Source organism: Pseudomonas syringae, assembly GCF_021606685.1.
Taxonomy (GTDB): domain Bacteria; phylum Pseudomonadota; class Gammaproteobacteria; order Pseudomonadales; family Pseudomonadaceae; genus Aquipseudomonas; species Aquipseudomonas syringae_R.
The window spans coordinates 59,552-73,277 of sequence record NZ_WKCB01000010.1; the positions used below are offsets into that span (position 1 = coordinate 59,552).

Sequence of the window (13,726 nt, forward strand, 5' to 3'; positions counted from 1 at the left end):
TCGGAGCTTGAGGAAACATCGCGGACCGAAACGTAGCGAGAAAGCGGGCGACAACGCGAAGTTTATCTCTGGATAAGTGAGCTCCTGTCACCCACTTTCGCCGCACGCAGGTGTCGGCGATGTTATCCACAACTCCAAAGGAAGGGCCCCTGTCGTGACTGCCATAAAACTGATCGTTGGCCTGGGAAATCCAGGCGCCGAATACGAACAGACCCGGCATAACGCGGGGGCCCTTTTTGTTGAGCGCATCGCCCACGCCCAAGGTGTGAACCTGGTGGCCGATCGCAAATATTTTGGCCTGACCGGGCGTTTTTCGCACCAGGGTCAGGATGTTCGTCTGCTGATTCCCACCACCTACATGAACCGCAGCGGCCAGGCTGTCGCGGCGCTTGCGGGCTTCTTCCGGATCAAACCCGAAGAGATCCTGGTGGCCCATGACGAACTGGACCTGCCACCCGGCGTTGCCAAGCTCAAGTTGGGCGGCGGGCATGGCGGGCATAATGGCCTGCGCGACATCATTGCGCAGTTGGGTAATCAGAATAATTTTTACCGTCTGCGGCTCGGCATTGGCCACCCAGGCGTTGCCAGTATGGTTTCAAATTTCGTCCTGGGTCGTGCGCCACGCGCCGAACAGGAAAAACTCGATGCCAGCATCGACTTTGCCCTCGGCGTGCTGCCGGATATCTTCGCCGGTGAATGGAACCGCGCGATGAAAAACCTGCACAGCCAGAAGGCCTGACTCTTACCGAGGGGAAACACCATGGGATTCAATTGCGGCATCGTCGGCCTGCCCAACGTCGGCAAATCCACCTTGTTCAACGCTTTGACCAAGTCCGGTATTGCGGCGGAGAACTTCCCCTTCTGCACCATCGAACCCAACAGCGGCATCGTGGCCATGCCGGACCCGCGCTTGCAGGAACTGGCGGCCATCGTCAATCCCAAGCGCATCCTGCCAACCACCATGGAATTCGTCGACATCGCGGGCCTGGTCGCCGGCGCGTCGAAAGGTGAAGGCCTGGGCAACAAGTTCCTGGCCAACATTCGTGAAACCGATGCCATCGCCCACGTGGTCCGCTGCTTTGAAGACGAGAACGTGATCCACGTTTCCAACAGCGTCGACCCGAAACGCGACATCGAGATCATCGACCTGGAACTGATCTTCGCCGACCTCGACAGCTGCGAAAAGCAACTGCAGAAAGTCGCGCGTAACGCCAAGGGCGGCGACAAGGATGCCGTGGTCCAGAAAGGCCTGCTGGAGCAATTGATCGCTCACTTCACCCTGGGCAAGCCGGCGCGCAGCCTGATGAAGAGCATGAATACCGACGAAAAAGCAGTGATCAAAGGCTTCCATCTGCTGACCACCAAGCCTGTGATGTACATCGCCAACGTCGCGGAAGACGGCTTCGAGAACAACCCGCTGCTCGACGTGGTCAAGGCCATCGCCGAGGAAGAAGGCGCGATCGTGGTGCCGGTATGCAACAAGATCGAAGCGGAAATTGCCGAGCTGGATGACGGCGAAGAGAAAGACATGTTCCTTGAGGCCCTGGGCCTGGAAGAACCTGGCTTGAACCGTGTAATCCGCGCTGGCTACGAAATGCTGCACTTGCAGACTTATTTCACCGCTGGTGTCGAAGAAGTCCGCGCCTGGACCGTCAAGGTCGGTGCCACCGCACCACAGGCCGCCGGCGTGATTCACACCGACTTCGAAAAAGGCTTTATCCGCGCCGAAGTCATCGCCTACAGCGACTTCATCCAGTACAAGGGCGAAGCCGGCACCAAGGAAGCTGGTAAGTGGCGTCTGGAAGGCAAGGAATACATCGTCAAGGATGGCGACGTGATGCACTTCCGTTTCAACGTGTAAGTTATACCTGCGGTATTCACCGCGAATAAAAAAGCCGATGCTCCGCATCGGCTTTTTTGTGGGCAACTGTTTAACGTCTAACAGTTACCCTTTAGCAATTGGGCACAATAAAACATAAACCTATCTAATTTCTCCTACATCATTCGCGCAAGTTCCTACTTCAAAGCTCATACGAGAAACCTATAATTTGCACGCCACGGTGAAGTGGCTGATGACGGCTTTTTAATAGCGAAAGAATAATGGAGCACCCCTTCGATGTCGGACGCCTGTCATGGGGAAATTGATACGGACATTTCATTCCTGGAAGACCCGGACATTGAAAATACGCTTCACAGCACTGCGCAACTCAACATAGATATTTTGTTGCTGGGAGAAACCGGCACCGGCAAGGACACGCTGGCTCAACGGGTTCATCGTTTATCGGGGCGTAGAGGGAGTTTCGTTGCCGTGAACTGTGCGGCCATCCCCGAAAGCCTTGCCGAAAGCCAGCTGTTCGGGGTCAACAGCGGGGCCTTTACGGGGGCGATGCAGTCACGAGCAGGCTTTGTAGAAGCCGCGCATCTGGGTACGCTTTACCTCGATGAGATCGACAGCATGCCGTTAAACCTGCAAGCCAAACTGCTGCGGGTGCTGGAGTCTCGCGGCGTCGAGCGCCTGGGTTCAACCCGTTTCATCCCGGTAGACATGCGCGTGATTGCGTCGGCCCAGCAGTCACTGCACCAGATGGTCGAAGCAGGCACGTTCAGGCGTGACCTGTACTTTCGATTGAACATCGTCAGCATCCAGCTGCCCGCCCTGCGGGACCAGCGAGAACGGATCATCCCGCTGTTCCTCAAGATGGTCCGGCAAGAAGCCCAAGCATTCAAATGCCCTGCGCCAACCCCGCCTGGGTCATTGTTGCAACAGATGCTCTGCCATTCCTGGCTGGGGAATATTCGTGAGCTACGTTCCACCGCCAAACGCTTTGTGTTGGGCCTGCCACCGCTCTCAACCCCGAGAAGCACGCAGCACGGCAACGAGATGAGCCTCAAGGCACGCCTGCAACAAATTGAAAAAATCCTGATTGAAGAGTCGCTGCACCGCAATGACCGCTGTGTAGATAGCGTGGCGGTTGAGTTGGGGGTGGTAAAACGCACCCTCTATTACCGGATGAAACAACTCGGCCTATAGCGATTTCGGGACCAGCAGAAATAATTTCAAATATTCCTCCTGTAAGAAAACGGAACGCTTTGTTTTCAATTGACCACATAGAGCCTGAGTGACTTCAACGTCACTCAACCTGCACAGATAGCTGATTATTCGCTATCACCCTTTATTTCAAACTCGGAAGGTGATCTATGAGCAGTTCCTATGGCGTTGGCAGTGGCAGTGGCAGTGGCGGTATCAGTAGCCGTGACGCCGCATCCCAACTGGATGCACTCAACAGACAAAAAACGGAAGATGTTGTTAAAGAGGCACGTGACACAATGGGTCAAGAACTGGTCACCGCTAAAGCGGGTCGCACCAAATCCTTGCGCTTTGCCTAAGTAAGACGAACCGCCCCACCCTATAAGGTGGGGCGGTCTTTACGCTCACTGCGGGCGCAACCCCTGATACGTACGATGGAGGTTCACATGGATATCACCCATGCCGGGTTTCGAAAAAACGCAACCATCGCGGCTCAGGCCGACACACCCGATGCGAGCAATGCGGCGTCTGACATCAGTTTTTTCAACGCGCAACTCAACGCTACCGAGCAGCCTCGTAACGGCATTGCCCCCGCCCTGGCCGCTACTTCGTCGCCTTGGGCCGCCGCTGAGTCGCAAACGTTATCCAGGCGAGTCTCCAAAGGGTTTCGGGAAGCAAGTCAGAACAAGAAGACCAAGGATGCGAACGAGTTCCCCCAAGCGCTCGCCGAAGCGCATGTCGAAGTGGCAGCCAATATCAAGCTCATTGGCGCACTGGCCAAAAGCGTCGATAAAATTTCAAACCTGGGGTAGATGCATGTATCGCCGCCTGATCGCCCTATTGTTTCTTTCATCGGCGTTGATGCTGACGGGCTGTGGTGAAAAAGTAGAGCTACATCGCAACATTTCTGAGCAAGAAGCCAACGAAGTCATCGCAGAACTGGCGAACAAACAGATACGCGCTCAGAAAATCCCAGGCAAAGACGGCGTCGCCGTTCGCGTCAATGCCAGTGACATCAGTCGTGCAGTTCGTACCCTGGACGCCGCGGGGCTGCCCAGGCTGGCCCGCTCGACACTGGGTGATGTATTTCGCAAGGAGGGCGTCATCTCCACTCCCTTGGAAGAGCGCGCGCGCTACATCTACGCGCTGTCCCAGGAACTCGAATCGACCCTATCCAACATAGACGGAGTCATCGTCGCCCGTGTGCACGTGGTGCTCCCTGAGCGGGTAGCGCCAGGCGAGCCGGTACAACCGGCGTCCGCTTCGGTATTCATCAAGCACGACCCGCGACTGGAGCCGGACAAAATAAACCCGCGTGTCCGCAGGATGGTAGCCAGCAGCATCCCAGGCATGGCCTCCGCCATAGACAACACCGCAAAACTGACCGTGGTTTTCGTACCGGCTACCGCCTATAAGGAAGAACAGCAGCTCATCTACCTGGGCCCTTTCCTGGTTCCGGAGCATGAACTTGGGTTCTGGCGCGCGAGCATTTTTTTGCCTCCGGTCGCCCTTATTCTGGGTGGCGTTGGCTGGCTGCTCTGGCGCCGCCGGAAGCTGTCCAGCGCTGCAGCGGAGCCTGCAATGGCGCAGGCGCATGAGTGAAGAACTCAGCTGGGTAACGTGGTGGGCCTTCCCATGGAGGAATGCCCACATCGACTGGCTCACCCAAACGGGCTTTGTAGAAACGCCAGCGCTCTCACGTAGCCATCATCGCCGCGTGAGCAGCCTGTTCGGCATCGAGCCCGGGCTGCCCCCGGCCAGTTCTTCGGCGTTGTTGCAACTGGTGCTAAGCACCGCGCAACAACGGGACCTTGTGCTCATTCTCGTCAATGAGGTGTACAACACGCCTCATGACAAGCGGCTGAGTCAGGATCAGTTGCTTTGGTGCCAGCGCTTGGCCAAGGCACTCCCACCTGGCCCGGTATCGGCACGCATCGACGAGCCCTTGCACTACCTGCGCGCGTGGGTCTCGCCGGCCATCTGGCAGCGGCTGCGCCTGGGCTTTGCTCGCCCACGGGTGCTCGAGTTGGAACAACACCCCAAGCCTGCGGACACCCATGGCCGGCTGGATACCCTGTGGCAAGCCACTATCTGGCGCGCAGCCTCTGCCACCGTCAATGGCGCCCCGCACGCCCCCCAAGAGAACCCCAACCATGTTTTGCGCCCGCAAGATTGAGCTGCAAACCCCGCCCCACGATCTGCCAACGGCACTGATCCCCAGGCAAATGCTGGCTGACCATACCCAGGCGCGGCACTTGCTGGATCACGCCGAAGCTCAAGCGCAGGCGCTCATACGCCAAGCGCACGACCAATGTGAGCAGATAATCGAGCGGGCAAGTGATGAGTTCTGGCAGCGCGCCAACGCCCAACTGCATCGTTGGGAGTGTGAGCGCCAGACGATGGTCGACCATCTGGAACACACCGCGACATCCGTCATTAATGCGGCCAACCACTTCAGGCGCCTGTATGCCAAGCCGGTGCATTGCGAATTTGATGAGTCGCTGTGGCATGGCCAAGAAGAAAACAAAAACCTGGACTGGGAGTTCGAAATCAACCGTCGCCTGGAAAACACCCTGAGCGCCATTGACCACCTACCCACGGAAATGCGCAAAACGCTGTACGCCTCACTGGAAACCGACGGCAGCTACCAGGACACTGCCGACGTGCTGGACATTCCTATCGGCACTGTTCGCTCACGCCTCTCACGGGCGCGCGAACACTTAAAGCGCGTCACCCACAACTCGAAATACCCGTAAGACCGGACACGTGTTGGGCGGCAGGGATATTGCCCAACTTGATCAAGGTTTCCGCTACAGGCCAGGATATTCGCCAGCAGCGCCACGCCGATCCTCTCCCCCCAAAAGAACACGCCCCACCGGTAAGCCGAGAAACCTGTGGCAAGAGCGCTTGCGCCCATTGAGCTGCGCAGCCGCTTCAAAACCAATCGACACAGCGCCCCCAGCCGAATCCTAAGCCAACCCCCTTGCCCTACCAGGCCGCGTCACCCTGCCAGTGAACCGCCCGCCACTCGTCGCCGAAACCGGCATTTCCGGTTAAACAGTTGAAAGCGTAGATAAAAATTAAAAATAAACGCTTGACGCATTCCCGTTCTACGCGAATAATGCGCGCCACTTGGCTACATAGCTCAGTTGGTTAGAGCATAGCATTCATAATGCTGGGGTCCGGGGTTCAAGTCCCTGTGTAGCCACCAAGTACTAAAAACGGCTTACCGAAAGGTAGGCCGTTTTTTTATGCCCGCAGAAAAGTCCGGCAAGCTGTTACCCTCCCCGCCCTCCCCAACACTAAACGGAATCAGTGTTCGATGGCCTCCCAGCTCCTGCTCCTCGCTCTCGCGCTTTCAAGCCTGCCGCTGGTCGCCAGTGATGGTGAAAACAGAAGCCCACTGGAACGCGCAACGATGGTTACCACCGGCGCGCCCTTCCTGCTGACCTCCGGCACCGCATGGCTCACCTCCAAACCCTTTGAAATGCTCAAGGCCGCCAAGAGCGACGCGCTGGCCTTCATCGGCTCGGACGGCGATATTCGCGGCGCGCAATTCGAACTCGCGGTGAGGACCTACCACCGCGCCTATCCAGCGCCGCATATGGACGATATGCAGCTGGCGCAAGCCATCGCCGTCACCGATTGAGCGCACTGCCAGCCGCACCCTCTTCCCTCCTTGCAAATTCATCCAGCAGGCACGAAAATGAGATTGATTATCATATAAACCTTTCAGGTTTGGGCCATGTCCTCCGTCGACCCCGTGCATCAACAGACCGTACACACGCTTTATGCCGATCATCATGGCTGGCTGTGTGGCTGGCTGCGCAAACGCCTGGGCTGTGTCGATCACGCGGCGGACATGGCTCAAGATACGTTTGTTCGGGTGCTGACCCAACGCAAGGCCCCGGAGCTGCGTGAGCCGCGCGCGTATTTGAGCACTGTCGCGCGCAGCCTGATGATCGACATGTTCCGCCGCCGAACGGTGGAGCAGGCCTATCTGGAAACCCTGGCGTCGCAGCCCCAAGCGCTGGATATTTCGCCGGAAACGCGCTTGCTGATCATTGAAACATTGCTGCAGATCGACCAGATCCTGGATGGCCTGGGCCCGCGCACCCGGCAGATCTTCCTGATGGCCCAGCTGGATGGCTTGAGCTATGTCGAGATCGGCCGACAGCTGCACGTGTCAGTCAACACGGTCAAGAAGCACGCGGTACGCGCGTTGATGCATTGCCTGCTGGCAACCGAGGAATAAGGCGTGGCGATGGATCATCAAACACTCGAAGCCGCCGCGCGCTGGTACGTGGACTTGCGCTGCGATGACGCCAGCGAAGCCACCCAGGAAGCCCACCGACGCTGGCTCGAGGGCGCGCCGGGGCACCGTCAGGCCTGGGAACGGCTGATCCAGCTGCAGGAGCGTTTCGATCGGGTAGGCCCCGGCATCGCGCGACCTACGCTGAACAACGCCCGGGTCAATCGCCGCGAGGTGCTCAAAGTGCTGTCGTTATTGCTCGCGGCTGGCGGTACGGGCACCTTGGCCTGGCGCACCACCTCGCTGCCGTCACTGGTGGCCGACCAACGCACGGCCGCCGGCGAAAGCAGAAACCTGCGCCTGGAGGATGGCAGCCAGGTCACCCTCAATACCGCCACCGCGATGAACATTCACTACAGCCCAAACCTTCGCGAGCTGCAATTGCTCAGCGGCGAAATCCTCGTCGAAACCGCGCGTGATACCCAGGCCCGGCCCTTTGTGGTGCACACCCGCGAAGGCAGCATTCGCGCGCTGGGCACACGCTTTATCGTGCGCAGCGAAGACGCTCAGACGCGGGTCTGTGTGCTCGAACATGCCGTCGAGGTGCGCACCGCAACCCATACGCCGACGCTGCGCGTAGACGCGGGTCAACAGGTGGTGTTCAGCCAGGATCAACTGGGCGGCGTGCAACCTGCGAGCCCCGACGCCGATGCCTGGACCCGTGGGATGCTGGTGGTCAACAACTGGCGCCTGGACGCGCTGATTGATGAACTCCAGCGTTACCGTCCTGGCCATCTGGGCTGCCAGGCAGAGGTCGCGGGGCTGCGTATCTCGGGTGCCTTCCACTTGAGCAATATCGACACCATCCTGGAAAACCTGTCCTCCACCCTGCCGGTGCGCATCCGCCAATTCAGCCGCTATTGGGCACGCGTGGAAGCGGCGTAACCGCGCATCAAAAAATAAATACCACCCTGGGGTTGTTGATTCGAATTCTCATTCGACTTGGTAGATAGAGGCGTCTCAGACGCCGCTCCACTCTACTGCCACTGGGCGAAAGGAAACGGTATGTCCACACACAAGCCAACGGCTCAACGACCCCCTTCACTGGCCTGCATCGCGCGCCGGACATTGCTCGGCATGGCCCTGGGCGCGCCGCTGACATCGATCATGATTGCCACACCGGCGTGGGCGCAGACCACCGCAACCCGCCCGTTCGATATTCCCGCAGGCTCGGTCAACACTGCACTGGCGCAGTTTTCAGCCACGGCGGGGGTCAACATTTCGTTCGACTCCGCCCAGGCGCAGGGCCAGCGGTCTTCGGGCTTGCACGGGGTCTACACGGTGGATGCAGGCTTGCGTCAATTGCTGGCCGGCAGCACGTTGCAAGCGGTATTGCTGAGCAATGGCAGCTATTCGCTGATTCCCGTCGTCGACGCAGCGCTGCAATTAGACCCCACCAGCATCACCGGCAAAGCGCCCGAATCAGGCGCAGGCCCAGTGGAAGGTTACGTGGCTACGCGCAGCAGTGCCGGCACCAAGACTGACACACCGATCCTCGAGATCCCGCAGTCCGTATCGGTCATCACCCGCCAGCAGATGCAAGCCCAGGGTGCGCAGACCGTGACCGACGCGCTGCGTTATGTCCCCGGCGTCAAGGTCGAAGCCTACGGCCTGGACCCCAAGGGTTTTGACTGGCTGTACATTCGCGGCTTCAACGGCCAGGCCAGCAGCGACTACCTCAATGGCCTGCGCCAGCAAAACAACAGCTATGCGTTTTTCCGCAGCGAGCCCTATGCCCTGGACCGCATTGACGTGGTGCGTGGCCCGGCCTCCAGCCTGTTCGGCCAGGGGGATGCGGGCGGCATCGTGAACCGCGTCAGCAAGAAACCTTACGCCAATCAGGTCAACGAGGTGCAGTTCACCGGCGGCAACCATGATCGCCTGCAAGGCCAATTCGATGTCGGTGGTGCACTGGATGACGATCAACACCTGCTCTACCGCGTGGTCGGCCTGGCACGTGACGCCGAAACCCAAGTGGATTACGCGGATGGCCACGCGCTGAAGGATGACCGCCTGTACATCGCGCCGTCCCTCACCTGGGCGCCGAACGATGACACCAGCCTGACCCTGCTCAGCGACTTTATGCGCGATTCGAACGGCGGTTCGCTGTTCGCCTACAGCACACCGAGTGGCCACACCACCAATACGCTGATGGGCGACCACAGTTTCAATCACCTGGACCAGCAGCAATTCAGCCTGGGCTACGAGTTCCGCCATCGGCTGGATGACACCTGGGAGTTCCGCCAAAACGCACGTTACGGGCAGGTCGACCTGATCTTCCAGAACCTGTTGCCCACCGCGGTCGACACCAGCACCGGCATCGTATCGAGGCTCGCCGACCGCTTCGACCAGCATCTGGACACGTTCAACCTGGACAACCAATTGCAGGCCGACTTCAGCACCGGCCCGCTGAGCCACACGCTGTTGATGGGCGTCGACTACACCTGGCAAGACGCCGATATTTCGCGCTGGCGCACCCAAGCCCCCGACCTGAACCTCTACGCGCCACAGTACGGTATGGCCATCACCCGCCCCTCCGCCGCCAACAGCACGAGTCCGATTGATTACGACCAGACCATCGAACAGGTCGGCGGTTATGTTCAAGACCAGATCAAGTTCGACGACCACTGGATTGTCACGGCAGGCGGGCGCTATGACTATGTGCGCAATGCCCTGGACAACCATGTCGGCGCCCCTTCCAACCAGAAGGACAATGCGTTCACCGGGCGCCTGGGCCTGACCTATCTCACGGAGTTCGGCCTGGCACCCTATGTCAGCTATGCCGAGTCGTTTACCCCCAACACCGGCACGGATCGCAACGGCAGCGCCTTCGACCCGAGCATGGCGCATCAATGGGAAGTGGGTGTGAAGTACCAGCCTACCGACGCCATCCTGATGACCCTGGCGGCGTACGACCTGACCAAGACCAATGTGCTGACCACTGAAATCGTGAACGGCGTGAACACGCGTTTCACCGTGGCCTCGGGCGAGCAGCAGTCACGCGGCATCGAAGCCGAAATCAAGGCCCGACTGGATCAACATTGGGACCTGATCGCGTCGTATACCTACACCGACGCCGAGATCACCAAAAGCAATAACGGCGACGAGGGCAAACGCCCAGCCAACGTCCCCAAGCACATGGCGTCCGCCTGGCTGAACTACACGTTCAACAACGGCCTGCTCGGCGGCCTGAGCCTGGGCGGTGGCGCGCGCTACACCGGCGTGCTGTACGGCGATAACGCCAACACCTACCACATCGATAACTACACCTTGTTCGATGCAGGCGCGAGCTACCCGATCAACAAGCACGTGACGGTCTCGGTCAATGCGCAAAACCTGTTGGATACCGAATACGTGGCGACCTGCGATGACACCTACGAGTGCTACCCGGGCATGCGCCGGACGCTGCTGACCAGCGTCAAATACGCGTGGTGATCAGCGGCTCTTTAACCGTGGCGTGACGCGCAAGGCACAGAAAAACGGCTTACCGAAAGGTAGGCCTTTTTTATCCCCACAGAAAAGCGCTGAGGCATACTCGCAGCGGTCCACCTCTACGACGCTGACTTGAGCCCGACAGGAACCCCCTTCATGAGCTTTGATGTATTCGCGATCATCATGCTGGGCGCCGCCCTCCACGCCACCTGGAACGCGGTGGTCAAGGGCGGCGACGACAAGCTGCTGACCACCTGCATGATCACCGCGTTTGCCGCCCTGCTCGCGTTGGCCATCATCCCGTTTCTGGACGTGCCTGCGCGCGCGAGCTGGCCGTTCATTGGCGCGTCGGCGATTTTGCAGGTGCTGTATTTCGTGCTGGTTGCCTCGACTTACCGGATCGCCGACATGAGCCAGACCTACCCGATCATGCGCGGCACCGCGCCGCTGCTGGTGGCGACGGTAAGCGTGTTCCTGCTGTCGGAATCGCTGTCGGCGTTTGCCTGGGCCGGCATTGCGGTGATCTCCATCGGCATCCTGAGCATGGCCGCAGCACCGTCGACGGGCCAGCGCAAAGGGCTGACCCTGGCGCTGATCAACGCCGGCGTAATCGCCGCCTACACCCTTATCGACGGCCTGGGCGTACGCAAGTCCGCTGCGCCTGCGGCCTACACGCTGTGGATATTCCTGCTGACCGCCATCCCACTGGCCGCCTGGGCGCTGGGCACCCGGCGGTACGCATTCTGCCGCTACGTAGCGGGCAACTGGCGTGCGGGAATCGTCGGCGGCGTTGGCACGGCGGCCTCTTACGGCCTGGCGCTGTGGGCAATGACGGCCGCGCCCATCGCCACGGTGTCGGCGCTGCGCGAAACGTCGATCCTGTTTGGCGTGGTGATCTCGGCGCTGGTGCTCAAAGAGCAACTGACCCGTGTGCGTATCGTCGCCGCCTGCATCATTGCCGCTGGCGCTATGGTGTTGCGCCTGGGCTGAGAAAGCCGTCATGCGGCGCTTATCATTTACGTGTAAAAAGCACGTCATCCAAGGACAACAGATCATTCTCACAATGAACGGAGTTCAGCGCGTGTTTTCGATTTCCCGCCTCCACCTGTCACTGATTGCCACCGCCCTCACCCTGGCGGCCTGCCACGCTCCCCTTACCGAACAACCACCGGCACCGGAGCTGGGTTCGGGCTATCGCAGCGACCTCACCACCCGCCACGCCGAGCGCCATATGGCCGCCGCCGCCAACCCGCTGGCGGCCCAGGCCGGGCGTGAGATGTTGCGCCACGGCGGTTCGGCCATTGATGCGGCGATTGCGATGCAGGCCGTGCTGACCCTGGTGGAGCCGCAGTCTTCCGGCATTGGCGGCGGCGCATTCATCATGCTGTGGGATGGCAAAAACGTGCACGCCTACGATGGCCGCGAAACGGCCCCGGCCGGTGCGACAGAGCGCTTGTTCCTGAATGCGGACGGCACGCCGATGGCATTTCCCGAGGCGCAGATTGGCGGGCGTTCGGTGGGTACGCCGGGCGTGTTGCGGGCGTTGGAAATGGCGCATAAAAACACCGGGAAGCTGCCATGGGCCCAGTTGTTCGAACCGGCGATTCGGTTATCGCAACAGGGCTTTGCGATTTCCCCGCGCCTGCACGCGCTGATCGCCGCCGACCGTCATATCGCTCAATCACCGGAAATGGCCGCGTATTTTCTGAATGCCGATGGCACCCCCAAAGCCACCGGCACGCTGTTGAAAAACCCGGCGCTGGCCAACGTGTTCAAGCGCATCGCCAAGGAGGGGCCGGATGCGCTGTACCAGGGCCCGATTGCCGATGAGATCGCGCGCAAGGTCCAGGGCCATCGCAACGCGGGCAGCCTGTCGCTGGCAGACCTCAAGGGCTACACCGCCAAGGAGCGCACGCCGCTGTGCACCGACTATCAGCACTACCAGGTGTGCGGCATGCCGCCGCCGTCGTCAGGCGGTATTGCGGTCGCGCAGATCCTCGGCACCTTGCAGGCGCTGCAAGCCCGCGATCCAGGCTTGGCCATTGCGTCGATGAAACCGGTTAAAAGCCCCACACCCGCCGGCCTTGAGCCGACGCCCCAAGCCGTGCACCTGATGGCCGAAGCTGGCCGCCTGGCCTTTGCCGACCGTGCCCTTTACGTGGCCGACGCCGACTTCGTTCCCGTGCCGGTCGCCGGTCTTGTCGCCCCCGACTACCTGGCCAGGCGCGCCGCGTTGATTGGCGAACGCAGCATGGGCGTCGCCAAGCCAGGCACGCCTGCCGGGATTCAAGTGGCCTACGCGCCGGACCGCTCGCCGCTGCGTATCTCGACGTCGCAAGTAGTGGCCGTGGATGACCTGGGCGGCGCCGTATCGATGACCACCACCGTGGAGGCTGCGTTCGGTTCGCATGTGATGGTCCAGGGCTTTTTGCTGAACAACCAGATGACCGATTTCTCGTTCATCCCCGAGGAAAACGGCCAGCCGGTGGCCAACCGCGTCGAGCCCGGCAAACGCCCGCGCTCGGCCATGGCGCCGACCCTGGTGTTCGACCGCAAGAGCGGCGAATTGCTGGCTACGCTGGGCTCCCCGGGCGGTTCGCAGATCATTGAGTACGTGAGCAAATCCCTGGTGGCGATGCTCGACTGGAACCTCGACCCGCAAGCCGCCATCAGCCTGCCCAACTTCGGCAGCCGTAATGGCGCCACCGAACTGGAGCAAGGGCTGTTCAGCCCGGCAGTGATGCAGGCACTCAAGGACAAGGGCCATGCCCTGAGCGAAATCGATATGACCAGCGGCATCCAGGCCATCGTCCGCACACGGGATGCCCAGGGCAAGGTATCGCTCAGCGGTGGCGCCGACCCTCGGCGTGAAGGTGAAGCGCTGGGCGACTGAAACCGCCCTTTAGGGCGATGGCGGTCGGGCCCACCACCTGGGCCACCTGGGCGTCGATGTA

Annotated in this window: 14 protein-coding genes and 1 tRNA gene; all 15 read left to right on the forward strand. The window is 60.3% G+C overall.

Annotation, left to right across the window (positions count from 1 at the left end; translation table 11 throughout):
- Nucleotides 1-154 precede the first annotated feature (154 nt).
- The 15 genes from pth (at nucleotide 155) to ggt (ending at nucleotide 13,665) form a co-directional block, all read left to right on the forward strand.
- Nucleotides 155-739 (forward strand): aminoacyl-tRNA hydrolase, encoded by a 585-nt coding sequence (pth, locus tag GIW02_RS06505; RefSeq protein WP_010213318.1) that lies wholly within the window; start codon nucleotides 155-157, stop codon nucleotides 737-739.
- A 21-nt stretch (nucleotides 740-760) separates the two neighbouring features.
- Nucleotides 761-1,861, forward strand: a complete 1,101-nt coding sequence (ychF, locus tag GIW02_RS06510) for a redox-regulated ATPase YchF (RefSeq protein ID WP_236416706.1) — start codon at nucleotides 761-763, stop codon at nucleotides 1,859-1,861.
- Nucleotides 1,862-2,116: 255 nt separating this feature from the next.
- Entirely contained in the window at nucleotides 2,117-3,031 is a 915-nt protein-coding gene (locus tag GIW02_RS06515; RefSeq protein WP_236416697.1) for a sigma 54-interacting transcriptional regulator, read from the forward strand.
- Nucleotides 3,032-3,198: 167 nt separating this feature from the next.
- Nucleotides 3,199-3,387 (forward strand): hypothetical protein, encoded by a 189-nt coding sequence (locus tag GIW02_RS06520; RefSeq protein ID WP_236416679.1) that lies wholly within the window; start codon nucleotides 3,199-3,201, stop codon nucleotides 3,385-3,387.
- 87 nt (nucleotides 3,388-3,474) lie between these two features.
- Complete coding sequence (locus GIW02_RS06525; RefSeq protein WP_236416677.1) at nucleotides 3,475-3,840, forward strand: hypothetical protein; 366 nt, start codon at nucleotides 3,475-3,477, stop codon at nucleotides 3,838-3,840.
- A 4-nt stretch (nucleotides 3,841-3,844) separates the two neighbouring features.
- Nucleotides 3,845-4,630, forward strand: coding sequence for a type III secretion system inner membrane ring lipoprotein SctJ (sctJ, locus tag GIW02_RS06530; RefSeq protein WP_236416675.1), 786 nt, complete (start codon nucleotides 3,845-3,847; stop codon nucleotides 4,628-4,630).
- A complete protein-coding gene (locus GIW02_RS06535) occupies nucleotides 4,623-5,204 on the forward strand; it encodes a type III secretion protein (RefSeq protein ID WP_236416667.1) in 582 nt (193 codons plus the stop codon). The genes sctJ and GIW02_RS06535 overlap by 8 nt, the downstream gene beginning before the upstream one ends.
- Nucleotides 5,182-5,784: an HrpE/YscL family type III secretion apparatus protein gene (locus tag GIW02_RS06540; RefSeq protein ID WP_236416664.1), complete on the forward strand. Its 603-nt coding sequence runs from the start codon at nucleotides 5,182-5,184 to the stop codon at nucleotides 5,782-5,784. The genes GIW02_RS06535 and GIW02_RS06540 overlap by 23 nt, the downstream gene beginning before the upstream one ends.
- A gap of 378 nt (nucleotides 5,785-6,162) precedes the next feature.
- Nucleotides 6,163-6,239 (forward strand) — tRNA-Met (locus GIW02_RS06545).
- A 111-nt stretch (nucleotides 6,240-6,350) separates the two neighbouring features.
- A complete protein-coding gene (locus tag GIW02_RS06550; RefSeq protein WP_236418733.1) occupies nucleotides 6,351-6,677 on the forward strand; it encodes a DUF2388 domain-containing protein in 327 nt (108 codons plus the stop codon).
- Nucleotides 6,678-6,773: 96 nt separating this feature from the next.
- The gene (locus GIW02_RS06555) at nucleotides 6,774-7,283 is read left to right on the forward strand and encodes a sigma-70 family RNA polymerase sigma factor (protein WP_236418732.1); all 510 of its coding nucleotides are present in this window, start codon (nucleotides 6,774-6,776) and stop codon (nucleotides 7,281-7,283) included.
- Between the two features lie 3 nt (nucleotides 7,284-7,286).
- A complete protein-coding gene (locus GIW02_RS06560; protein WP_236418731.1) occupies nucleotides 7,287-8,225 on the forward strand; it encodes a FecR domain-containing protein in 939 nt (312 codons plus the stop codon).
- A gap of 120 nt (nucleotides 8,226-8,345) precedes the next feature.
- Nucleotides 8,346-10,775 carry a TonB-dependent siderophore receptor gene (locus GIW02_RS06565; RefSeq protein ID WP_236418730.1) on the forward strand — a complete coding sequence of 810 codons (2,430 nt, stop codon included), beginning with the start codon at nucleotides 8,346-8,348 and terminating at the stop codon, nucleotides 10,773-10,775.
- Nucleotides 10,776-10,928: 153 nt separating this feature from the next.
- Nucleotides 10,929-11,762 (forward strand): EamA family transporter, encoded by an 834-nt coding sequence (locus tag GIW02_RS06570; protein ID WP_236418729.1) that lies wholly within the window; start codon nucleotides 10,929-10,931, stop codon nucleotides 11,760-11,762.
- Between the two features lie 73 nt (nucleotides 11,763-11,835).
- Nucleotides 11,836-13,665 carry a gamma-glutamyltransferase gene (gene ggt / locus GIW02_RS06575; RefSeq protein WP_236418728.1) on the forward strand — a complete coding sequence of 610 codons (1,830 nt, stop codon included), beginning with the start codon at nucleotides 11,836-11,838 and terminating at the stop codon, nucleotides 13,663-13,665.
- Nucleotides 13,666-13,726: the final 61 nt, after the last annotated feature.

Bases quoted from the DNA above. Each gene is read 5' to 3' on its own strand.
- ychF (WP_236416706.1), top strand. From the start codon at position 761: ATGGGATTCAATTGCGGCATCGTCGGCCTGCCCAACGTCGGCAAATCC.
- GIW02_RS06515 (WP_236416697.1), top strand. From the start codon at position 2,117: ATGTCGGACGCCTGTCATGGGGAAATTGATACGGACATTTCATTCCTG.
- GIW02_RS06520 (WP_236416679.1), top strand. From the start codon at position 3,199: ATGAGCAGTTCCTATGGCGTTGGCAGTGGCAGTGGCAGTGGCGGTATC.
- GIW02_RS06525 (WP_236416677.1), top strand. From the start codon at position 3,475: ATGGATATCACCCATGCCGGGTTTCGAAAAAACGCAACCATCGCGGCT.
- sctJ (WP_236416675.1), top strand. From the start codon at position 3,845: ATGTATCGCCGCCTGATCGCCCTATTGTTTCTTTCATCGGCGTTGATG.
- GIW02_RS06535 (WP_236416667.1), top strand. From the start codon at position 4,623: ATGAGTGAAGAACTCAGCTGGGTAACGTGGTGGGCCTTCCCATGGAGG.
- GIW02_RS06540 (WP_236416664.1), top strand. From the start codon at position 5,182: ATGTTTTGCGCCCGCAAGATTGAGCTGCAAACCCCGCCCCACGATCTG.
- GIW02_RS06550 (WP_236418733.1), top strand. From the start codon at position 6,351: ATGGCCTCCCAGCTCCTGCTCCTCGCTCTCGCGCTTTCAAGCCTGCCG.
- GIW02_RS06555 (WP_236418732.1), top strand. From the start codon at position 6,774: ATGTCCTCCGTCGACCCCGTGCATCAACAGACCGTACACACGCTTTAT.
- GIW02_RS06565 (WP_236418730.1), top strand. From the start codon at position 8,346: ATGTCCACACACAAGCCAACGGCTCAACGACCCCCTTCACTGGCCTGC.
- GIW02_RS06570 (WP_236418729.1), top strand. From the start codon at position 10,929: ATGAGCTTTGATGTATTCGCGATCATCATGCTGGGCGCCGCCCTCCAC.
- ggt (WP_236418728.1), top strand. From the start codon at position 11,836: ATGAACGGAGTTCAGCGCGTGTTTTCGATTTCCCGCCTCCACCTGTCA.